The sequence below is a fragment of the Campylobacter jejuni genome, assembly GCF_049221745.1.
Classification (GTDB): domain Bacteria; phylum Campylobacterota; class Campylobacteria; order Campylobacterales; family Campylobacteraceae; genus Campylobacter_D; species Campylobacter_D jejuni_E.
Window position 1 is genome coordinate 52,689 of record NZ_JBMJAO010000005.1, and the last position, 20,825, is coordinate 73,513.

At 29.7% G+C, this 20,825-nt stretch carries 23 protein-coding genes and 1 pseudogene; 14 read left to right on the top strand and 10 right to left on the bottom strand.

Features of this window, described 5'->3' with window-relative positions; genetic code table 11:
* The first annotated feature begins 16 nt into the window (after positions 1-16).
* Positions 17-997: a bifunctional diaminohydroxyphosphoribosylaminopyrimidine deaminase/5-amino-6-(5-phosphoribosylamino)uracil reductase RibD gene (gene ribD, locus ACOTU8_RS05180; RefSeq protein ID WP_422342070.1), complete on the top strand. Its 981-nt coding sequence runs from the start codon at positions 17-19 to the stop codon at positions 995-997.
* Positions 978-1,499: a hypothetical protein gene (locus ACOTU8_RS05185; RefSeq protein ID WP_422342071.1), complete on the top strand. Its 522-nt coding sequence runs from the start codon at positions 978-980 to the stop codon at positions 1,497-1,499. Before ribD ends, ACOTU8_RS05185 begins: the two co-directional genes overlap by 20 nt.
* A gap of 8 nt (positions 1,500-1,507) precedes the next feature.
* Here the strand turns inward: ACOTU8_RS05185 and sdaA are convergent, their stop codons facing one another.
* The 4 genes and pseudogenes from sdaA to ACOTU8_RS05205 all read right to left on the bottom strand — a co-directional run bounded on the left by sdaA (position 1,508) and on the right by ACOTU8_RS05205 (position 5,614).
* On the bottom strand, positions 1,508-2,872 hold the full coding sequence (sdaA, locus tag ACOTU8_RS05190) for an L-serine ammonia-lyase (protein ID WP_422342072.1): 1,365 nt from the start codon (positions 2,870-2,872) through the stop codon (positions 1,508-1,510).
* A gap of 14 nt (positions 2,873-2,886) precedes the next feature.
* The gene (gene sdaC / locus ACOTU8_RS05195; RefSeq protein ID WP_422342073.1) at positions 2,887-4,137 is read right to left on the bottom strand and encodes an aromatic amino acid transport family protein; all 1,251 of its coding nucleotides are present in this window, start codon (positions 4,135-4,137) and stop codon (positions 2,887-2,889) included.
* A gap of 269 nt (positions 4,138-4,406) precedes the next feature.
* Positions 4,407-4,823 carry a PepSY-like domain-containing protein gene (locus ACOTU8_RS05200; RefSeq protein ID WP_422342074.1) on the bottom strand — a complete coding sequence of 139 codons (417 nt, stop codon included), beginning with the start codon at positions 4,821-4,823 and terminating at the stop codon, positions 4,407-4,409.
* A gap of 62 nt (positions 4,824-4,885) precedes the next feature.
* Positions 4,886-5,614 (bottom strand): annotated as a pseudogene (locus tag ACOTU8_RS05205) (DUF4261 domain-containing protein).
* A 147-nt stretch (positions 5,615-5,761) separates the two neighbouring features.
* Between ACOTU8_RS05205 and exbB the strand changes: the two are divergent.
* Genes exbB through ACOTU8_RS05220 form a run of 3 tightly spaced genes read left to right on the top strand, consistent with a single transcriptional unit; the run spans position 5,762 to position 7,249 of the window.
* A complete protein-coding gene (exbB, locus tag ACOTU8_RS05210) occupies positions 5,762-6,187 on the top strand; it encodes a TonB-system energizer ExbB (RefSeq protein WP_422342075.1) in 426 nt (141 codons plus the stop codon).
* Positions 6,180-6,569, top strand: a complete 390-nt coding sequence (gene exbD / locus ACOTU8_RS05215) for a TonB system transport protein ExbD (protein WP_422342076.1) — start codon at positions 6,180-6,182, stop codon at positions 6,567-6,569. The genes exbB and exbD overlap by 8 nt, the downstream gene beginning before the upstream one ends.
* Positions 6,566-7,249: a TonB family protein gene (locus ACOTU8_RS05220; RefSeq protein ID WP_422342077.1), complete on the top strand. Its 684-nt coding sequence runs from the start codon at positions 6,566-6,568 to the stop codon at positions 7,247-7,249. Before exbD ends, ACOTU8_RS05220 begins: the two co-directional genes overlap by 4 nt.
* 12 nt (positions 7,250-7,261) lie before the next feature.
* On the opposite strand, the gene ACOTU8_RS05225 is transcribed toward ACOTU8_RS05220, so the two are convergent.
* Positions 7,262-8,131 carry a hypothetical protein gene (locus ACOTU8_RS05225; RefSeq protein WP_422342078.1) on the bottom strand — a complete coding sequence of 290 codons (870 nt, stop codon included), beginning with the start codon at positions 8,129-8,131 and terminating at the stop codon, positions 7,262-7,264.
* Between the two features lie 3 nt (positions 8,132-8,134).
* Positions 8,135-8,296 (bottom strand): hypothetical protein, encoded by a 162-nt coding sequence (locus ACOTU8_RS05230; RefSeq protein WP_422342079.1) that lies wholly within the window; start codon positions 8,294-8,296, stop codon positions 8,135-8,137.
* 94 nt (positions 8,297-8,390) lie between these two features.
* Between ACOTU8_RS05230 and ACOTU8_RS05235 the strand changes: the two genes are divergently transcribed.
* Entirely contained in the window at positions 8,391-9,374 is a 984-nt protein-coding gene (locus ACOTU8_RS05235) for an ATP-binding protein (protein WP_422342080.1), read from the top strand.
* Between the two features lie 84 nt (positions 9,375-9,458).
* Here the strand turns inward: ACOTU8_RS05235 and aroC are convergent, their stop codons facing one another.
* The 4 genes from aroC to ACOTU8_RS05255 are packed head-to-tail and all read right to left on the bottom strand — an operon-like array spanning position 9,459 to position 12,621.
* Positions 9,459-10,547, bottom strand: coding sequence for a chorismate synthase (aroC, locus tag ACOTU8_RS05240; protein WP_422342081.1), 1,089 nt, complete (start codon positions 10,545-10,547; stop codon positions 9,459-9,461).
* Complete coding sequence (rnc, locus tag ACOTU8_RS05245; RefSeq protein WP_422342082.1) at positions 10,547-11,221, bottom strand: ribonuclease III; 675 nt, start codon at positions 11,219-11,221, stop codon at positions 10,547-10,549. The genes aroC and rnc overlap by 1 nt, the downstream gene beginning before the upstream one ends.
* Complete coding sequence (rnhA, locus tag ACOTU8_RS05250) at positions 11,208-11,648, bottom strand: ribonuclease HI (protein WP_422342083.1); 441 nt, start codon at positions 11,646-11,648, stop codon at positions 11,208-11,210. The genes rnc and rnhA overlap by 14 nt, the downstream gene beginning before the upstream one ends.
* Entirely contained in the window at positions 11,635-12,621 is a 987-nt protein-coding gene (locus ACOTU8_RS05255) for a tetratricopeptide repeat protein (RefSeq protein WP_422342084.1), read from the bottom strand. The genes rnhA and ACOTU8_RS05255 overlap by 14 nt, the downstream gene beginning before the upstream one ends.
* A 70-nt stretch (positions 12,622-12,691) precedes the next feature.
* On the opposite strand from ACOTU8_RS05255, the gene dnaG reads away from it, so the two are divergent.
* From dnaG to tkt, 8 genes are all read left to right on the top strand, one after another.
* The gene (dnaG, locus tag ACOTU8_RS05260; protein ID WP_422342085.1) at positions 12,692-14,509 is read left to right on the top strand and encodes a DNA primase; all 1,818 of its coding nucleotides are present in this window, start codon (positions 12,692-12,694) and stop codon (positions 14,507-14,509) included.
* 81 nt (positions 14,510-14,590) lie between these two features.
* A complete protein-coding gene (locus ACOTU8_RS05265; protein WP_178890497.1) occupies positions 14,591-14,863 on the top strand; it encodes a NifU family protein in 273 nt (90 codons plus the stop codon).
* A complete protein-coding gene (locus ACOTU8_RS05270; protein ID WP_178890496.1) occupies positions 14,850-15,401 on the top strand; it encodes a histidine kinase in 552 nt (183 codons plus the stop codon). The genes ACOTU8_RS05265 and ACOTU8_RS05270 overlap by 14 nt, the downstream gene beginning before the upstream one ends.
* Positions 15,385-16,668 carry a UDP-N-acetylmuramoyl-L-alanyl-D-glutamate--2,6-diaminopimelate ligase gene (gene murE / locus ACOTU8_RS05275; RefSeq protein ID WP_422342086.1) on the top strand — a complete coding sequence of 428 codons (1,284 nt, stop codon included), beginning with the start codon at positions 15,385-15,387 and terminating at the stop codon, positions 16,666-16,668. The genes ACOTU8_RS05270 and murE overlap by 17 nt, the downstream gene beginning before the upstream one ends.
* Before the next feature lie 3 nt (positions 16,669-16,671).
* Positions 16,672-16,983: a YbaB/EbfC family nucleoid-associated protein gene (locus ACOTU8_RS05280; RefSeq protein ID WP_178890494.1), complete on the top strand. Its 312-nt coding sequence runs from the start codon at positions 16,672-16,674 to the stop codon at positions 16,981-16,983.
* A complete protein-coding gene (locus ACOTU8_RS05285; protein ID WP_178890493.1) occupies positions 16,980-18,074 on the top strand; it encodes a PDZ domain-containing protein in 1,095 nt (364 codons plus the stop codon). Before ACOTU8_RS05280 ends, ACOTU8_RS05285 begins: the two co-directional genes overlap by 4 nt.
* Complete coding sequence (gene ispA / locus ACOTU8_RS05290) at positions 18,071-18,916, top strand: polyprenyl synthetase family protein (protein ID WP_178890492.1); 846 nt, start codon at positions 18,071-18,073, stop codon at positions 18,914-18,916. Before ACOTU8_RS05285 ends, ispA begins: the two co-directional genes overlap by 4 nt.
* 9 nt (positions 18,917-18,925) lie before the next feature.
* Positions 18,926-20,824, top strand: coding sequence for a transketolase (tkt, locus tag ACOTU8_RS05295; protein WP_422342087.1), 1,899 nt, complete (start codon positions 18,926-18,928; stop codon positions 20,822-20,824).
* Position 20,825 lies beyond the last annotated feature (1 nt).

Sequence of the window (20,825 nt, forward strand, 5' to 3'; positions counted from 1 at the left end):
AATATAAGGTAGGCAAATGAAAGAATTTTATATGAATTTGGCCTTAAATGAGGCTTGGAAATATCAGTTTTTAACTTATCCAAATCCGGCTGTAGGCTGTGTAATCTTAGATAAAAATGGCAAAATTTTAGCCATAAAAGCTCATGAAAAAGCTGGATTAGCTCATGCGGAACTCAATGCCATAGCTCATGCTTTTAAAAGCTTAAGACCTGAAATTTCATTGCCCAAAGAAGCAAACGCTTTACATGATTTCATTTGCAAAAACCATCAAGGTGTATTTAAAGATAGCATAGCTTTTGTAACGCTTGAGCCTTGCTCTCATCAAGGAAAAACGCCTCCTTGTGCAAAACTCTTTAGCGAGCTAGGTTTTAAAAAAATTTTTATCAGCGTTAAAGATGAAAATAAAATCGCAAGTGGTGGGGCTGAGTTTTTAAAAAAACAAGGCATAGAAGTTGAATTTGACATACTTAAAGAAGAAGGAAAAAAACTTTTAAAACCTTTTTTAAAATGGCAAAAAGGGCAATTTAAACTTTTTAAATTAGCCCTTTCTATGAACGGCTCACCTTTTGGCAAAATCGTAAGCAATGAGCTAAGTCGCACTTATGCGCATAAAATTAGAGCGGTAATTGATTTGCTTGTAGTAGGCGGAGAAACCGTAAGAAAAGACCGCCCTATACTAGATGCTAGGCTTTGCAAAGCAAAAGCGCCTAATCTTTGTATCTTAAGCCATCAAAATATAGATAATTTTAATAAAAATATCCCCTTATTTAAAGTGCCAAACCGCCAAATTTATACCCAAATTCCAAGTGAAGCTAAATTTTTAATGTATGAGGGTGGAGAAAATTTTCTCAAAATCTTCAAAGATGAAATAGATATGTTTTTGATTTTCCAAAGTTCAAGTTTAAATGATGAAAAAAATGTTACAATACCTTTAAATTTCAAGCCACTTTATAGGAATTTTTTAGGGAGTGATACTTATGGCATTTATGAACTTTAGTGGATTTTTTTATGCAAGAAATGATTTAAGATTATTTAAAATAGAAAAGAAAAATGAATTAAAATCCTTTTTTTACAAAGACTACACCTTATCAAGCTACAAAGATGATTTAAATTTAAACAATGAAATCTTTTTTTATCAAAGTTTAAAAGAAGGTTTATTTAAAGAAAATGATGAAATTTTAGTTTCAAATTTGGGTAAAAAGATCATACTTTTTAGAAATTTCACTCAAAATTTTGATAATTTTAATGAAGCAAAATTAAAACAAATATTGCTTTTATTTTTTTTATTATTAGCAAGCGTATTTTTTGCAAGTTTGGCTATGATTAATGAATTTGGGGCCATAGATCTTGTTTTTTTAATGATTTGCTTACTGCTTTTAGTGATGGGAGCAATCAATCTTGGCTTGCTTTTTAAGCAAATTCGTATTCTAAAAAGTTTTTCCAAAGAAGAAATGAAAGAATTTTTAAGTCAAAGAACGAAAAAATACACTAAAGTGTAAAAAACACTTTAGCATACCGTTTTTAAATTTGTAGCAAGACCACCTAAAGAAGTTTCTTTGTATTTATAATTCATATCTTTTCCTGTTTCGTACATGGTTTCTATAACCTCATCAAGGCTTACCATAGGAGTAGATTTACGTGTCATTGCCATTCTAGCAGCACTTATGGCCTTAATCGCTCCAAAAGCATTTCTTTCTATGCAAGGAATTTGCACAAGTCCTGCAACTGGATCGCAAGTTAAACCTAAATGATGCTCCATTGCCATTTCAGCAGCATTGCAAGCTTTAAAAGCATTAGCTCCTAAAACTGTTGCCATAGCCGCAGCTGCCATAGAACTAGCACTACCAATTTCTGCTTGACAACCTGCTTCTGCTCCACTAATACTTGCATTTTTCTTATAAAAAGAACCTATAAGCATCGCCGTTAATAAAAACTCTATAGCCTTTTCATCGCTAAATCCTATAGTATGATTTTTAAGATAAAGCATAACAGCAGGTATAACAGCGCATGCTCCATTTGTTGGAGCAGTTACAACTTTTGCTCCACTAGCATTTTCTTCAGCAATTGCAATAGCATATAAAGAAATAAAATCGATAATACCCATAGGATCAGCTGTCATTGCAACTCTTTCTTTAAGTCCTTTAGCTCTACGTTTTAAATGAAGTTTTCCAGGCAAATACTCTTCATTTGGATGTGTACCATTATAATACACTTCTTGCATTACTTCCCAAATTTCAAGACAATAAGCACGAATTTCCTCTTTAGTATGAAATTGTAATTCATAGCGATAAGAAAGCTCTGCTAAATCCCAATCTCTTTTATCGCAAAGCTCTAAAGCTTCTTTTGCATTGTTAAGCTCTATATCTAGTTTTTCCTTTTTATTTTGGTTGGAATTTTTATCCTTTTTTTCTAATTGTGCAGCTGTTAAAACAAAGCCTCCGCCTACAGAATAATAAGTTTCTTCATCAATTAATACATTTTTACAATCATAAACTTTAATTTTCATGCCATTTTCATGTAAAGGTAAAAAATCTTTAGAAAATACTAAATCTTTTTCATAATTAAAATCAAGTTTCTTTTTACCGCAAAAATTAATTTTAGCATTTTTAATAGCATTTTTATTTACTTCTTCTTGTATAACTGCACTTAAATTTTTAGCTTCTAAACCATTTAATCCCCAAATTACAGCCTTATCACTCAGATGCCCCTTTCCTGTTAATGATAAAGAACCATAAAGAATAACCTCAACTCTATTAATTTCATCAAGTTTTTTAGCAACTTTTTTACAAAATAAATTTCCAGCAAGCATAGGTCCTAAAGTATGAGAAGATGAAGGACCAACACCTATTTTAAAAATACTTAAATTGCTCATTTTTTACCTCAATTTTATAAAAGATTATGAATTGCAGCAGAAATTGCAACCAACCCCATTATTAAAATAAAAAGATCTAAAAATTTATTACGAAATCTTGCTAAAATATCGAAACGATAAATACAATAAAGTGGCATTAAAAAAAGCAAAATAGCTAAAACAGGACCACCAATAGCTTCAATAATCCCGATAATACTTGGATTTTTATATGCAACAAACCAAGCAATAGCAAAAGTAATAATCGCTGTTAAAGTCTGAGCAAACTTACTTTGAATTTTGCCATTACTTGCTTTATATAAAATACCATTTAAACCTTCTTGAGAACCAAGATAATGGCCTAAAAAACTTTTACTAATAGCTACAAGTGCAACAATAGGTCCAACATAAGTTAATAAAGAAACTTCAGGAAATTTATTTGCTATAAAAGTAAGAATATTGATATTTTGTTTCTTTGCCAATGCAAAATCTTCCGGTGTAAAGGTTAAAGCACAAGAAAAAACAAAAAACATTACAACAAAAACCATAAGAATAATTGCTAAAGAAATAATTTTTCTAGCACGAGGTTCGGCATAATCACCATATTCTTTTTTACAATAACAAGCAAGTGAAGAAATAATAGGAGAGTGATTAAAACTAAAAACCATTACAGGAATAACAAGCCATAAAGTAACCCAAAAATTACTTGTTGAGACTACAGAAAGATCAACATTTGTAAATAATGATAAATTCCATTGTGGGATTAAAAGCAATGAAAAAATAAATAAAAATATAATAAAAGGAAAAACAAGAAAACTCATTGCTTTTGTTACGGCGTTTTCACCAAGAATAGAAATAAGAACCAAAACTCCAACAATTAAAAAACTCACCCACCAACGAGCAGCATGAGTAAGATCTGCATTAAAATTAAACTGATTGATTAAAAACTCAAGTAAAGTTGTTGTAAGATTGGCACTATAAACCAATAAAATAGGTAAAATAGCAAAAAAATATAAAAGCGTAATTAAAAATCCACCACCCTTTCCAAAATAACTTTCTGCAACAAAAGTAATGTCATCTTTTGGATTAGAACTTGAAAGCACAAAACGACATAAATTCCTATGAGCTAAATAAGTCATAGGAAAAGCTAAAACAAGTATAACCAATAAAGGTATCAATCCGCCAAGTCCAGCACTAATAGGTAGCAAAAGCACCCCAGCCCCAATAGCTGTTCCAAAAAGAGATAAAACCCACCTTGTATCGTGGCTATTCCATTTAGGAGTATTCATTATTCTTCCTTAAAATTTAAAATTACATCTTTTTTATTTTTTTTATTTTAGCAAAATATTTCTAAATAATTATTTTTTTAAAAAAATATTTTAAATCTTATGTAACATTTTGTAAATTTAATTTTATAAAAAAACAATCACTTGTATCAATAAAGTATTATTTTAAAACTAAATATATTTTGGGTTTTGCAATCAAAAAATAAAATTTTGGAAGACTATGCTTCCAAATTTTTGCATCAAATTTTCTAAGGGAGTTAAATTTTCAAAAATTAATCTAATTTTTGACCTAAAATATTTCCTTGCATATCTGTATAAACTTTCATATTATTGTTAAACTTAAATTTATAGCCATTAATTTCCTTCTCTATTTCAAGAATCTGAGCATTTGGCTGAGTTTGACTTACTTTTTTCATAACACTAGGTAAAATAGTGTGAGGCAAAGCTTTGTATTTTCCATCAACTTCTTTCCACTCTCCATTAACCATAAAATCAATTTCAGTGCCATCATTTAAAATCACATCATAAGAATCTATATCTTTTTTCACTAAACCAATTTGAGCGGTTTTAAAATTTTTAGAAATAAATTCTTTAGCATTATTTGGAAGCTCACTCGCAGGAACAACCATATCTCTAGCTAAAAGTATTGTAGCACTTAACAAAGTAAATAAAGCTAATTTTGCTTTCATAATTTCTCCTTTTTATTTGGTTGGCGAAACTTTAACTTAAAACTGTGAAGTGAATGTGAAATCTAAAAAATAATTTTCAAGCTTTCATTCTCATGACTTTTTATAAATTTTATTTCTTTATCCATCTTCAAATTTTAAAATATCTTTATCTTTTAAGCTAATATCATAAGTAAAATATGCAAGATAATATCATAAATATAAAAGAAAAGTTCTTTTTCTTTTATATTTAAATCACAAACTTCAAGCTCTAATTTATCAAAATTTCTAAGCCCATAAGTATAAGCATTGACTCCATTTTTACTAGGATAAACACTAACATATATCCAATTATATACAAGCAAGCGGTTATCATCTAACATTTTTGCATTCTCTATATAAAAATATGGCTCTAAAACAACTGCACCTGTATAAAAATCTAAAGCATGTTTGTTATCTAAACATAAAGCTACAATTTTGTAAATATTTTAGCTTGTTCTATTTTACTTTGATCTTGACTTAACACTGCTATAAGAAGATGAGCTTTATGTTTTTTGTTTGCTCTAAGGCATCTTTCCACATAAAATTAATTTTGCATAATATTCTGCTTCGTGATTAGGTATAGGGTTTTTAATTAAGTTTAAAGTAATCAACATATTTTCATACGAAAAAATCACACCCTCTTTGGTAAAATTTTCATCAGCTATTTTTATATTGAATTTATCTTCTAAAATGCTTTTTAACTCCGGAAAATTAAAATCAACTTCATCAAGGAGAACAAAAGAGGTAAAATTGTGATTTAAATCTATAGTCATGTTAAACCTTATTAAATTATAACCCAATAAAAATAAAAACCATAAACAAGAATTTCTTAAAAATTATGATAATTGATATTAATTATAAATTTATTTTTTATATAGTATAATCTTTTAAAATTTATAAGTATATTTTTGGAGAAAAATATGGAATTTCTTAAAGATTATATTGACTTGATTATCTTTTTAATACTTGGAATTATGGCATTTATAGCTTTTTGGTGTGTGATAGAAAGAATGCTATTTTTTAGAAAAATTAACTTTAAAAATTATGAGAATCAAGAGCAATTTGATGATGCAATTAGCGAAAATTTAACTACTATATATATTATTTATTCTAATGCTCCATATATAGGACTTTTAGGTACTGTAATAGGTATTATGGTTACATTTTATGAAATGGGCTTAGCGGGAAATATAGATGTTAAATCCATAGTCATAGGGCTTTCTTTAGCTCTTAAAGCTACAGCTTTAGGACTTTTAGTTGCTATCCCTACTTTAATGGCTTATAATGCTTTACTTAGAAAAATTTCTCTCTTAAGCAATGCTTATAAGGCAAATAAAAATGCTTAAACTACCAAAAAATGAAGGTTTAAATATAGTTCCATTTATAGACATTATGCTTGTTTTACTTGCTATAGTGCTTAGTCTTTCAACCTTTATTGCATATGGAAAAATTCAAATTGCACTTCCTTCAAGTGCAAATGCCACCAATATAAGCAATAATGAAAAAAAACTTCTTATAACCATAGACGAAAAAAATACTTTTTATTTAAATGATAAATTAGCCAATTTAAATGAAGTTCAAAATGCTATTTTTTCACTTGATAAAAAAACCATAGTAGAACTAAAAAGCGATAAAAATGCTAAATTTGAAAGCTTTGTAAAAATTATAGATTTTTTAAAAGCCAAAGAACATGAAAATTTTCAGATTCTTACTGAGAAAAACAAATGAAAACTTTATTTTTAAATCATAAATATCAAGCTTCTTATATAACTTTTATAGTCTTTATACCTTTGCTTTTTGTCATTTTTTACTCGAATGACTTTTTTAAAATGGAAATTAAAAACGAAGATTCTTTTTCTTTGGCAATAAAACAATTTACCCAAACTAATCCAACAAATGAAACTAAACCAACAGAATCCATTATAGAACCTATCAAACCAAAACCTCAGCCAAAAGTTATTAAAAAAACTTCTGAAAAAATTCAAAAAAAGATAAAAAAAACACCTCCACACCCAATACCAAATAAAACCCCAATAGCGCCAACTCAAGAAATTAAAACTTTTACAAAAACAAACAATGTAAATGCCGCTCCTAAAATCACCCAATTAACACAAGGAAAAGATAATCATCCTGTATTAAAAGAAATCCAAAAAGCTATACAACAAGCACAATTTTATCCGAGGCAAGCAAAAAAAATGCGTATGCAAGGAACTGTAAAAGTAGAATTTTTATGGAAAGAAAACAAAACTTTAGCAGATTTAAAAATCATCGAAAGCTCAGGATATGATTTGTTAGATAAAAGTGCTTTGGAAAGTATAAAAAAAGCTTCTTTAAATTTTCCACCCTATAACGGAGATTTAAGAATTACACTACCTATTATATATGATTTTAAAATCCTAAGAGGGTAAAATTATAATTTGCTACACCCTCTTATCTATAATTTGTGCTTCTTGATTTTCAATTTTATTTTGAAAATCTTTACTTAAATTCTGACTTAATTCTTGCAAAGATTTTTGTTTGAGCTTTTCAAATTCTTCAGGATTATTAGCCTCAAGCTTTGCCTGCTCATCAGCACTTAAAGCACTTAAACCTTTTTCTTGGGCTTTTTGAAGCAAATCTTCATCTTCTTTTTCTTTGATATTATTTTTCTCATCATCTTTTTTATTGATTTTTTGCGGATCTATGGTTTTCATAGCATTAGATCCACCACCTGATGCTTCTTTAATGTCACTTAAAATTTCTCTCATGCTAGGTTCTTTAACATCGCTATCATCAACCTTACCATCTTTATTTACATCTTTATCAATAAAAAAATTTAATTTTTCTTCTATATTTGCATCATCAGATATTTTTTCATCGCTTGTTTTAAAGCCTAAATTTTGCATACTTTGTTGAAGGGTGCTTGTATTAAAATTTAATTTTACACTTTGTTGTTTATTATTTAAATTTGAATTTAAAGAACCAAAATTATCTTTTACACTTTCAAACCAATTTGAAATAAATTGATTTACTTCGCCATTAAGCCTTATACTGCCATCATTTCTAGCAACATAATTCGTATAAGAACCAAAATTTTTTTGCAAACTACTATAATTTTCATCGCTTAAATTTAAAGCTATAAGTTCGCCTTGCTTATTTTCAAAAACAACCTTAACACCATTACTATTTAAACTCGAAAGATCTTGCACGGGAATTTTATCTTGATCTTCTTTTTTTAATACGCTAAGCTCTTTTTTATCAACATTGTTAGTTAAAGAATGAGTTAAACTAGCAGAAGTATCGATTTTCATTATTTATCCTTTTTTACATTTTGCAAACAAACCTAAACGACACATTTTTCTCTCATGTGAATTTTTTAAAGAATTACACTTTTTAAGTTCTTGCTCGTAGTTAGCACAAGAATTTGCGGAAGCAAAAGAACTCAAAATGCTTAAAACCAAAATTATTTTTAACACTTTCCAATCCTTATTTTAAAGATTTTTTAGTTAAAATTATATCTTTTATAATCGACAAAATCTTAAAAAATTTTATAATCTCAGAAAGGAATCAATGAAAGCATTAGCTCTTTTTAGCGGCGGACTTGATAGTATGCTTGCGATGAAACTTATTACTTCACAAGGTATTGAAGTTAAAGCTCTAAACATCAACATAGGTTTTGGAAGTACAAGTGATAAAAGTGAAATTATGAAAAAACGTGCTGCAATGGTAGGCGCAGATTTTGAAATGATAGATGTAAGAAATTCCTATCTTCAAGAAGTGCTTTTTAATCCACAATATGGCTATGGCAAACATTTTAATCCTTGCATAGATTGTCATGCTTTTATGTTTAAAACTGCTCTTGCTATGTTAGAAGAAGAAAATGCAAGTTTTATCATCACAGGAGAAGTTTTAGGACAACGCCCTATGAGTCAAAGAAGTGATGCAATGGCAAAAGTTAAAAAACTTGCCCTTGATGAAGAAGATCTAATCTTGCGTCCTATGTGTGCAAAAAACCTACCACTAACCAAACCCGAAAGAGAAGGTTGGGTAGATAGAGAAAAACTCGAAGGTATTAGCGGAAGAAGTCGCAAGAGACAACTTGAACTTGCAGCTAAATTTGACCTAGAAGACTTTGAAAGTCCAGGTGGAGGTTGTTTGCTAACCCTTGATAGTTTTGCTAAAAAAATTCGAGATTTCATAGAATTTGACAAAGATATGCAGGTTAATGACGCGCAACTTTTAAAATATGGTCGTCATTTAAGATTGCCCAATGGAGCTAAAATGATCATAGGTAGAAATGAACTCGAAAATACTCTTTTAAAAGGTTTAAAAACTCCTAAATATGAAGCAATAGAACTTGGAGATTTAATCGGAGCTTACTCTTTAGTAGATGAAAAAATTTCAGAAAAAGACTTAGAACTTGCCTTAAAAATAGCCCTTACCTATACTAAACACGAAGCAGGAAAAAGCTATGAACTTAAATTTAAAAATCAAGCTTATACAAGCATAGCTTTTGAAAATAAGGCCGATATTAATCAATTTTTTATTAGTTAAAGTATAAAGTATTTAGCAAAACAAGCGATATAGTATTTAAATCTTTTCAAAATATTGCAATTAAGCCCATAAAATGGGCTTTTTTTATTTTAATCCATAAGCATTTTTTAAATTGTTTAAATTCGCACTCGCATTTAAAAGCAAACAATCAGCCAAAACTAAACGTACCATAGCGGTTGCAACCACACTTCCTCTAACACCTACACAAGGATCATGTCTACCTTTGAGTTCAAATTCTAAATTATTACCAAATTTATCCATGCTTTTTTGCTTAGCAAAAATAGAAGGTGTAGGCTTAAAATAAGTTTTTAAAATAAGATCTTCCCCATTTGAAATTCCTCCTAAAATTCCCCCGCTATGATTGCTTAAAAACTTACCATCTTTTAAAGCATCATTATTGCGTGATCCACGTATTTTACTTGCATTAATCCCTTCACCTATTTCAACTGCTTTAACAGCATTAATCCCCATTAAAGCGTGAGCTAGTTTAGAATCTAATTTATCATAAAGAACTTCTCCAAGCCCTATAAGCATACCACTAGCCTTTGTAAAAATGGCAGCACCTACACTATCTTTTGAATTTCTAGCATTTAAAATTTCATTTTTAAAGTCATTTTCTAGCCTTGGATCAAGACAAAAAATTTCACTTTCCTTAGCAAAATCAAAATCAAATTCTTCTTCTTTTAAATTCGAAACAAAAGCCCCTACTCCAAAAACACCACTTTGAACGCAAATACCAAATTCACTTAAAAGCATAGCTGCAACTGCACCACCAGCTACTCTAGCCACACTTTCTCTAGCACTTGACCTACCCCCACCCCTATAATCTCTTACGCCATATTTATAAAAATAAGTAAAATCCGCATGAGCGGGACGAAATAAATCTTTTAAATTATCATAGTCTTTAGAATGAGCGTTTTCATTAAAAACTACTATAGCTATAGGATGACCTGTCGTATATCCTTCAAAAACTCCACTTAAAACCTGAGCTTTATCGCCTTCTTTTCTTGGAGTTGTAAATTTACTTCCGCCTTTACGTTTATCAAGCTCATTTTGTAAAAACTCTTCATCAAATTTAACCCCTGCTGGCATCCCATCGATAATACACCCAACAGCTACACCATGAGATTCACCAAAGCTTGTGAATCTTAATCTTGCGCCAAAAGTATTCACTATAAAGCTCCTAGTTTTTCAAGTACAATTTTTGCCGCTATTTGTTGTGCTTCTTTTTTGCTTCCTGCAATAGCTCTTGCAAATTCTTTTCCATCAAGTATTAAAGCGATTTCAAATTGTTTTAAATGATCAGGTCCAAAGGCACGCACTGTTTCATACTGAGGAGTTTGTCCAATTTTTCCTTGTGTAAGCTCTTGTAATTTTGTTTTATAATCTTTTATGAGAATTTTTGCATCAATTTGAGGGAAATTTTTTTCTATAAGCCTTAAAGCAATAGTTTTTGCAAACTCAAACCCAGATTCCAAATGTATAGCACCTATAATAGCCTCTAATGCATCTGAAAGTATAGAAGATTTTTGTTTGCCTCCATTGTTTTCCTCAGCAACACTCATGAAAATAAAATCGCCCAAATTTAAACTATTTGCAATTTTTGCAAAAGATTTTTCATTTACCAAAGCTGCTCTAAGCTTAGATAAATCCCCTTCAGCATCTTTAGCGAATTTATGAAAAAGATATTCTCCTACAACTAAATCAAGCACTGCATCACCCAAAAATTCTAAACGTTCGTTGTTGTAAGATTTTTTAAAACTTTTATGAGTTAAAGCATGTATAAGAAGATTTTTATCCTTAAATTCATAAGTTAAATTTTGCTCTAAAATTTTAATATTTTCCATTCATTTCCCTTTGTAATGTCAAAGCAGCTTCACGTGCTAATGTATCACATCTTTCATTCTCCAAATGTCCATCATGTGCTTTTATCCAAAAAGCCTTGATCTTATGAGATTTTGCTACTTTAATATATTCTTTCCATAAATCCATATTTTTTTTACCCTTAAAATCCTTTTTTATCCATCCTTCTAGCCATTCATTAATGCTTTGAACCATTAACTTAGAATCTGTAAAAAGCGAAATCTCACAAGGCTCTTTTAAAGCTTTTAAGGATTTAATAATTGCCATTAATTCCATTCTATTATTAGTAGTATTAGCCTCAGCACCAAAACCTTCTTTTTGATACTCCTTATAACGTAAAATATAAGCCCATCCACCAAAACCTGGGTTATTAAGGCAAGAACCATCTGTATAAATTTCAATATGTTTCATTGTTTTTCACTTCATAAATAATTTTACAAGTATTAAACTCATAACAAATAGGACAATGATAAAAAAACAAAGGCATAACACTTTTACACTCTACACAGCGGTATGAAAATTCTAATCCTGCATTAAAAGAATTATCTTTTAAAATTTTTAACATTTTAAAACTAGAATTTTTAAAAATAACCTGATGTGTATTATCATATTTTGAAATTTTACCCAAAGCATAAAAAAATTCTAAAAAATCTTGGTTTTCTAGATTCAAAACTTCATTTCTTTCATAAAGCAAATCACAAATATCAAAAAAGTCTTGTCCTAAAAATACATGATATTTTTCAAAAATTAAACGGCCCAACATAGGATTATCTTTTATTTTAAATTCTAAAAGTTTTTTCTTTTTTTCTTCATCGGTAATATTAAAAGTACAAAGCTCTAAAGCCTTGATAAAATCATATTCTTTTTGTACATCTTCATTAAGCTCAAAAAGACATTCTAAAAGTTCTAAATTTTCTTTATAAGAACGAAGTTTTAAATAAACTATTTTTAAAAGTTTTAAAGCTTGTATATTTCTTGGACGAAGTTTTAAAGCTTGCAATAACACTTCTTTTGCACGCTCTAAAAATCCTGCCTTAAAATAAACTTTTGCTAAAGCAAGAAAAATAAATTCTCTCTCTTGTTTATCTTTGCATTTTTCAAGGGCAATTAAATAAATTTGAGTTGCTTTTTCAAACTCTCCACTTTTAGTAAAAATTTCAGCCAAAAAGCTTAAATTTCCAAAACTTAGACTACTGCTTTTCAACAATTCTTTATGGGCATTATCCATTTCAAATTTTTTTATAAATTTCTCAAGTTTTTGTTCTTCATCTTTGCTAGCAAATATTTTCCAAATATAATTAGCAACAGCTACAACAAATACTAAAATAGTTAAAATTATAAGCCCTACTAAAGGGTCTCTGTATTCTACAAAGAAAAAATCCATAGTCTCGCTCTAAAAAATTTTATGCTAAATTATAGCCAAATCTTTGTATAATTTTATTAAGGTTTATAAAATGATAACTAAAGAAAGCATAGAAAATTTATCCCAAAGACTTAATATTGTTGATATCATAGAAAATTATATTGAAGTAAAAAAACAAGGCTCTAGCTTTGTTTGTATTTGCCCTTTTCACGCAGATAAAAATCCCTCTATGCACATCAATCCTACCAAAGGTTTTTATCATTGTTTTGCTTGCAAAGCTGGTGGAGATGCTTTTAAATTTGTCATGGATTATGAAAAATTAAGTTTTGCCGATGCAGTTGAAAAAGTGGCAAGCCTTAGTAATTTTACTTTGAGTTATACAAAAGAAAAACAAGAAAACAAAAAAGAACTAAAATCCATACTGCCGAGTTTAAACGCGTATTTTAAAGACAATCTCAAACATCACAAAGAAGTTTTAACCTATCTTTACCAAAGAGCTTTAAATGACAAAGATATAGCCAAATTCGAATTAGGTTTTGCAGGAGCAAGTGAAGATAGTATAAGATTATTGCAAAATCAAAAAATTCCTTTAGAAGATGCAATAAACGTTGGTGCTTTAAAAAAAGATGAAAATAATGAATTTTATGCAAGCTTTATATGGCGTATAACTTTTCCAATCTACGATCATAAAGACTTATTAGTAGGGTTTGGAGGACGCACTTTAAATCCAAATATACCCGCAAAATATGTAAATTCTCCTCAAAATATACTTTTTGATAAAAGTAGAATTTTTTATGCTTTTAATATTGCTAAAGAAAACATAGCTAAAAAAAAAGAAATAATAGTATGCGAAGGCTACATGGATGCAATAGCTTTTCATAAAGCAGGATTTAATAATGCTGTAGCAGTCCTTGGAACAGCATTAACAGAACATCATCTACCCCTAATCCGCCGTTATGATGCAAAAGTGATCTTATGTTTTGATAATGATGAAGCAGGATTAAAAGCCGCAACACGCTCAGCATTTTTATTAAGCACAAATAAAATAGACGGTAAAGTGGCAATTTTGCAGGGTGGAAAAGATCCTGCTGAACTCGTAGCAAAAAATGAAAGCACAAAACTTCATGATATACTCGATAAAGGAATAGAACTTGGTGAATTTTATATCAGACGCTTAATATCTACTTATTCTATAAATTCTACCCTTGATAAACAAAAGGCTTTAGAAACCATACAAAAATACACCTTTAATCTTGAACCTTTAATAGCAAATTCTTATACTAATCTAGTTGCAAATTTATTAAAAGTGGATGAGAAATTTATAATCTTATCACAAAATTCAAAAAAAACCATACAAACCCCTTTAATTTCTCAAAATAAACATAATTTTCATAAAGAAAAAAATCACATTGCAGAATTAGAACTTATAGCTTTTTTAAAACAGCATCCAGATATATGTAACGATTTTAAGCAAATTAGTGATAGTGTTTGTTTTAAGCATAAGATTTTATTGGATAAAATTTTAGAAAAAAAAGGTTATGAAGATAGTGATATTAGAGAATTTGAAAGTAAAAATATTCGAAAAAATTTAAACTATAGCGAATTCTTGTTAGGTATTTGCAAGGTTAATTTAGCTTTTTTAAACAATGTAAAAATTAAAAATTCTACACTCGCATTAAAAAAACAACTTTTTACGCTTATTGATAAGAATTTAAATCTTTTGATTAAAAATTTAAATACCGAAGAATTAAATAATTTTTTAAAAGAATATTTAAGCTTCTTAAAATATGAAAAAAACGAAGAAATTCTACAACAATCATTTAGAAACTTAAATAGAATTTTTGGTAACAAAAACTTTACAGCTTATGATTTAGGATTTAGCACACAAGATAATGATAAACCTTTTTAATTTATTTAAATTTCAAGCCTTAATTTACCTTTTTTTAAACACAATCACGCTAAAGTATATAAAAATTTTTAAGGATAAATTATGATGCCTTTTAGTGATGAAGAGCTTATAAATCCTGTTAAAGCAAGTTTAGAAAAGAGCTTGCCTATGCTTGAACGTGATGGCGGAGGGCTTGAATTTTTAGGAATTAAAAATGGAATCGTTTATATCCATTTAATAGGAGCTTGCAAAGGCTGTGCATCAAGCGGAACAACGCTAAAATATGGCCTTGAAAGGCAACTTAAGATCGATATTCATCCAGAAATCACTTTAATCAATTTAAATGGCGGAGCAGACGAATTTGCAAAATTATAAAAAACTTGGAATTGAACATTTTTACAAGAAAGATTTTAAAACTGCAAAAATGTATTTTTCTATGGCTTATGAAAAACGCAAAAATAAACGTTTGTTGAATTTTATCTGCCTTTGCGATCTTGCTTTAAAATCTCCTAAAGAAGCTTCTTTACTTTTTGATTTTTATATAGAACATTACAAAATTTCTAGTATCGATAAAGACTTAGAAGAAATTTTAAATACAATCGAGTTTAAAAAGCAAGAAAATAAACAAGAAAATGAATTTGAAGATGGGCATGCACTAAATTATCAAGATTTTTTAAAAAGCGAAGAAAAACTTGGCTTTCAAAAAAGTTTTGAAAATATCATTAATAGTACTAAATTAGTTATTGATAATCGTGATGATTTTTTAGATTTTTTGGAAAAATTACTTGATAATGGCTATAAAGATATGACTTTAAATTACATAGAAAATGTTATGCCTCATTTTTGGGCAAATGATAGATTTATCAAACTCCAAGAAAAACTCATAGGATTTAAAAGTGAAATTAAAACTTGAAAATTCATTCATTACAGATAATACCTTAGAGTGTGAAAAAGAATGCTTTTTTTTACAAACCACACAAAATGCTAAATTTCACGCTCAAGCCTTAGAAAAAGGTGCAAAAATCATTGATGTAAATGAGTGTAAAAAACTTTTAAAAATCGATGAAAAGATTCAAATCATAGGAATCACAGGAACCAATGGCAAAACTACAACCGCAGCAGCGATTTATTCTATCTTACTGGATTTAGATTATAAATGTGGGCTTTGTGGGACAAGAGGAGCTTTTATCAATGATGAACAAATCGATGAAAAATCCTTAACCACCTCCCCTATTCTTAAAACCTTAGAATACCTACAAATAGCCACTCAAAAAAAATGTAATTTTTTCATCATGGAAGTAAGCTCACACGCTCTTGTTCAAAACCGTATCGAAGGCTTAAAATTTGCTGCTAAAATTTTTACTAATATCACTCAAGATCATTTAGATTTTCATGGAAATTTTGAAAATTATAAAGAAGCAAAAGAGCTTTTTTTTACCGATGAGAGTTTAAAATTTATCAACAAAGATGCTTTGGCTATTAAATTTAATGTGCGCAATGCTTTTACTTATGGCATAGAAAATCCTGCTTTATATCAAATCAAAGCTTATTCTTTAGAAGAAGGTATTAGTGCTATTGTAACAAATAAAAATCAAACCTTCCATATAGATTCGCCTTTACTAGGACTTTTTAATCTTTACAATCTTTTAGCTGCTAGTGCTTGTGTGAATGAACTCGTAAAGCCTGATTTAAAAGATTTGGAAAAAGCTATCAATGGATTTGGCGGGGTTTGTGGCAGGGTAGAACAAGTAGCAAAAGGTGTGATTGTGGATTTTGCTCATACGCCTGATGGTATTGAAAAAGTGCTTGACACTCTTAAAAATAAAAAACTCATCGTTGTTTTTGGAGCAGGTGGAGATAGAGATAAAACCAAACGCCCCTTAATGGGAAAAATCGTCGAACATTTTGCAAAAATTGCTATCATTACAAGCGATAATCCACGTAATGAAGATCCAAAAACCATCATGAAAGAAATTTTATCTGGCTTTGAAAAAAATGAAAAAGTTTTAATGTTAGAAGATAGAAAAGAAGCCATAAAAAAAGCTTTAGAACTAAAAGAAAATGACGATTTAGTCGTTATTTTAGGCAAAGGTGATGAAACTACTCAAGAAATTAAAGGGATAAAATATCCTTTTAGTGATAAAGTAGTTGTTAATGAAATTTTAAAAAATCAAGGATAATCAATGTTTGAAAATATGGATTTTTCTAAAATGGGAGAACTTTTAAATCAAGTTCAAGAAAAAGCAAAAAATATAGAACTAGAACTTGCAAATCGTGAATTTAGCGCCAAAAGTGGAGCAGGACTTGTTAAAGTAAGTGCTAATGGAAAGGGTGAAATTATCGATGTTAGCATTGATGATTCTTTACTTGAAGATAAAGAGTCCTTGCAAATTTTACTTATTTCTGCGATTAATGATGTTTTGGCTATGGTTGCGCAAAATCGCTCAAGTATGGCAAATGATGTTTTAAGCGGTTTTGGAGGTATGAAATTATGAAAAAAATTTTAATTATTTGCATGCTTTTTACTTTGTCTTTTGGCATAGAAAGACCTAAATTTGAAGATTTTTTAGCAGGTTATGAAAGAAATAAGGCAAGTATTCTCAACTATGAAGGAATGCCAGCTTTCGCACTCAGTGAAAATTTACTTGCTGTATTAAAACAGCCTAATGCTAAGCTTAACAAATATGTAAAATATGATCCATTTTTAAATTTATATCTTGTAAGAACTGACTTTAGCTTAATCCCTACTCCTATGGGTGATGAAGAAAAACTTACTCGTAATGATTGGGTTGGAATTTGGGATCCTAATAAACCCTATATAGGGCATATTAAATATTTAGCTCAAAATATTGATGAAAAAGATCAACTTGATTTTAATTCTAAAATAGGACTTTTAGGGACTCCATGCTGTGAAATGATGGGGATTGCTTTAAATAATAGCTCTTTTATAGGCAATCGCTATTTAAAACATTTTATGAAATACAACGATGTTTATTGGGGAGATATTGGCGTTGATTTTGTTGTTCGAGAAAATAAAATTTATGTTAACAATGTAAGAAAAAATCCACAATTTTTAGTCAATGATCAAGTTATAAGTGTTGATGGTTTACCCGCCAATGATTTAAGAAAACTCAATGAAAAAATTCTCTTTGCAGATCGTGGAAGCACTCTTTATTTTCAAGTGTTGCGCGATAATATGGATTTAAATATTTCTACTGAAGTTTTTGCAAAAGATTTGAGCAAATTTAACCTTCCTGATTCTAAACCAAAACCAAAAATTACAAATTTCACAAGCAATCTTGGTTTAACGGTTAATACTAGTCTTATTGTAACTAAAATAGATCCAAAATCAAAAGCATCAAATGCAGGATTTATGGTAGGAGATAAAATTTTACGCGTTAATAATATTATTTTAAATAATTTTAAAGAATTACAAAATATTTTAAGTGCTGGTAATGACTTTAGCATCTTAATTGAACGCAAAAGTACTAAATTACCTTTATCAAATTTCAACAATGAACTAGGTGGAAATGCCAACTCAGGTGGCGATGGTAAATTTCAATTTTTTATAAGGCTTACAAAGTGAATTTGAAAGAACTTTTCATCCATCACTTAGAAAAAAATCTACCCAAAGTTGAAAGTTTTCATCCTTTTTTTAATGAAGCTTTAGCCCTTATGTTAAGAGCAGGAGGAAAGCATTTTCGCGCACAATTGCTTTTAAGCGTAGTACAAAGCAATAAGCCTGAACTTTTAAATCAAGCTTTAGATGTGGCTTTAGCTTTGGAATTTATCCATACTTATTCACTCATACACGATGATTTACCCGCTATGGATAATGCGGACTTTAGACGAGGAATTCCAACCTTACACAAAAACTATGATGAAACTACAGCTATCTTAGTGGGTGATGCTTTAAATACTGAAGCTTTTTTTGTTTTAAGCCATGTCAATTTAAAAGATGAAATTAAAATAAAACTCATCAAAACTCTTGCTTTTAATGCAGGGCTTAATGGAATGGTCATAGGACAAGCTATTGATTGTTTTTTTGAAGACAAAAGACTGAGCTTAAATGAACTTGAGTTTTTACATACACAAAAAACTGCAAGATTAATTGCAGCGGCTTTAAAAATGGGTTGTGAAATCTGTGAACTTAGTAACGAAGAAAGTAATCAAATTTATAATCTTGGTTTAAAATTAGGACTAATTTTTCAAATCAATGATGATATTATCGACATAACAACAAGCCAAGAACAAAGTGGAAAGCCTACTAACAACGACACACATAAAAACTCTTTTGTAAATTTACTTGGGCTTGAACAAGCCATTAAAACAAAAGAAAGTTTTCTTAATGAATGCGAGCAAGACTTAAAAAAACTCGATGAAAAACTCGCACAAATGATACAAGATTTAATAATTCAATACTTATAAAGGTAAAAAATGGACATTCAAATTTTACAAGAACAAGCAAATACTCTAAGATTTTTAAGTGCAGATATGGTACAAAAAGCAAATTCAGGACACCCTGGAGCACCTTTAGGCTTGGCAGATATTTTAAGCGTTTTAAGCTATCATCTAAAACATAATCCTAAAAATCCAACTTGGTTAAACCGCGATAGATTAGTATTTTCAGGCGGTCATGCAAGTGCTTTACTTTATAGTTTTTTATATTTAAGCGGTTATGATTTAAGCTTAGAAGATCTTAAAAATTTCCGCCAACTTCATTCTAAAACTCCAGGACACCCTGAAATTTCAACTCCTGGAGTAGAAATTGCTACAGGTCCTTTAGGACAAGGTGTTGCCAATGCTGTAGGTTTTGCTATGGCAGCAAAAAAAGCACAAAATTTACTAGGTAGTGATTTAATTGATCATAAAATTTATTGCCTTTGTGGAGATGGAGATTTACAAGAAGGCATTTCTTATGAGGCTTGTTCTTTAGCAGGACTTCATAAACTTGATAATTTCATACTCATTTACGATAGCAATAATATCTCCATAGAAGGCGATGTAGGTTTAGCCTTTAACGAAAATGTAAAAATGCGTTTTGAAGCACAAGGATTTGAAGTTTTAAGCATAAATGGACACAATTATGAAGAAATCGATAAAGCCTTAGAACAAGCCAAAAAAGCTACAAAACCTTGTCTTATCATCGCAAAAACAACTATAGCAAAGGGTGCAGGAGAGCTTGAAGGCAGTCATAAAAGCCATGGTGCACCTTTGGGTGAAGAAGTGATTAAAAAAGCCAAAGAACAAGCGAGTTTTGATCCGAATTTAAGTTTTTATATACCACAAGCAAGCAAAATTCGCTTTGAAAGTGCTGTAGAACTTGGGGACTTAGAAGAAGCAAAATGGAAAGATAAACTTGAAAAAAGCGGTAAAAAAGGACTTTTAGAAAGACTTTTAAAACCTGATTTTAGCAAGATAGATTATCCTGATTTTAAAGGAAGAGATCTTGCCACAAGAGATAGCAATGGTGAAATTTTAAATATTTTAGCCAAAAATTTAGAAGGATTTTTAGGTGGAAGTGCAGATTTAGGACCATCAAACAAAACAGAACTTCACGATATGGGGGATTTTATAGAAGGTAAAAATATCCATTTTGGAATCAGAGAACACGCTATGGCAGCGATTAACAACGCTTTTGCAAGATATGGGATCTTCTTGCCATTTTCGGCAACTTTTTTCATTTTCAGCGAATATTTAAAACCGGCTGCAAGAATAGCAGCCCTAATGAAAATCAAACATTTTTTCATTTTCACGCACGATAGTATAGGTGTGGGCGAAGATGGACCAACGCATCAACCCATAGAACAACTTAGCACCTTTAGAGCTATGCCAAATTTTTTAACTTTTAGACCGGCTGATGGAGTAGAAAATGTCAAAGCTTGGCAAGTAGCTCTAAATGCTGATATTCCAAGTGCCTTTGTGGTTTCACGCCAAAAACTAAAAGCTCTAAATGAACCTATTTTTGGAGATGTAAAAAATGGAGCGTATCTACTTAGAGAAAGCAAAAATGCTAAATTTACACTTTTAGCGAGTGGAAGTGAGGTTTGGCTTTGTTTAGAGTGTGCAAACGAACTTGAAAAACAAGGTTTTTCATGTAATGTCATTTCTATGCCTTGTTTCGAGCTTTTTGAAAAACAAGATAAAGCTTATCAAGAAAGATTGTTAAAAGGTGAAGTTATAGGTATTGAAGCTGCACATTCTAATGAACTTTATAAATTTTGCCACAAAGTGTATGGCATAGAAAGTTTTGGAGAAAGTGGCAAAGACAAAGATGTGTTTGAACACTTTGGATTTAGCGTTTCAAAGCTTGTAAATTTTATCCTTAGCAAATAAA

Bases quoted from the DNA above. Each gene is read 5' to 3' on its own strand.
- ribD (WP_422342070.1), top strand. From the start codon at position 17: ATGAAAGAATTTTATATGAATTTGGCCTTAAATGAGGCTTGGAAATAT.
- ACOTU8_RS05185 (WP_422342071.1), top strand. From the start codon at position 978: ATGGCATTTATGAACTTTAGTGGATTTTTTTATGCAAGAAATGATTTA.
- sdaA (WP_422342072.1), bottom strand. From the start codon at position 2,872: ATGAGCAATTTAAGTATTTTTAAAATAGGTGTTGGTCCTTCATCTTCT.
- sdaC (WP_422342073.1), bottom strand. From the start codon at position 4,137: ATGAATACTCCTAAATGGAATAGCCACGATACAAGGTGGGTTTTATCT.
- ACOTU8_RS05200 (WP_422342074.1), bottom strand. From the start codon at position 4,823: ATGAAAGCAAAATTAGCTTTATTTACTTTGTTAAGTGCTACAATACTT.
- exbB (WP_422342075.1), top strand. From the start codon at position 5,762: ATGGAATTTCTTAAAGATTATATTGACTTGATTATCTTTTTAATACTT.
- exbD (WP_422342076.1), top strand. From the start codon at position 6,180: ATGCTTAAACTACCAAAAAATGAAGGTTTAAATATAGTTCCATTTATA.
- ACOTU8_RS05220 (WP_422342077.1), top strand. From the start codon at position 6,566: ATGAAAACTTTATTTTTAAATCATAAATATCAAGCTTCTTATATAACT.
- ACOTU8_RS05225 (WP_422342078.1), bottom strand. From the start codon at position 8,131: ATGAAAATCGATACTTCTGCTAGTTTAACTCATTCTTTAACTAACAAT.
- ACOTU8_RS05235 (WP_422342080.1), top strand. From the start codon at position 8,391: ATGAAAGCATTAGCTCTTTTTAGCGGCGGACTTGATAGTATGCTTGCG.
- rnc (WP_422342082.1), bottom strand. From the start codon at position 11,221: ATGGAAAATATTAAAATTTTAGAGCAAAATTTAACTTATGAATTTAAG.
- rnhA (WP_422342083.1), bottom strand. From the start codon at position 11,648: ATGAAACATATTGAAATTTATACAGATGGTTCTTGCCTTAATAACCCA.
- ACOTU8_RS05255 (WP_422342084.1), bottom strand. From the start codon at position 12,621: ATGGATTTTTTCTTTGTAGAATACAGAGACCCTTTAGTAGGGCTTATA.
- dnaG (WP_422342085.1), top strand. From the start codon at position 12,692: ATGATAACTAAAGAAAGCATAGAAAATTTATCCCAAAGACTTAATATT.
- ACOTU8_RS05265 (WP_178890497.1), top strand. From the start codon at position 14,591: ATGATGCCTTTTAGTGATGAAGAGCTTATAAATCCTGTTAAAGCAAGT.
- ACOTU8_RS05280 (WP_178890494.1), top strand. From the start codon at position 16,672: ATGTTTGAAAATATGGATTTTTCTAAAATGGGAGAACTTTTAAATCAA.
- ACOTU8_RS05285 (WP_178890493.1), top strand. From the start codon at position 16,980: ATGAAAAAAATTTTAATTATTTGCATGCTTTTTACTTTGTCTTTTGGC.
- tkt (WP_422342087.1), top strand. From the start codon at position 18,926: ATGGACATTCAAATTTTACAAGAACAAGCAAATACTCTAAGATTTTTA.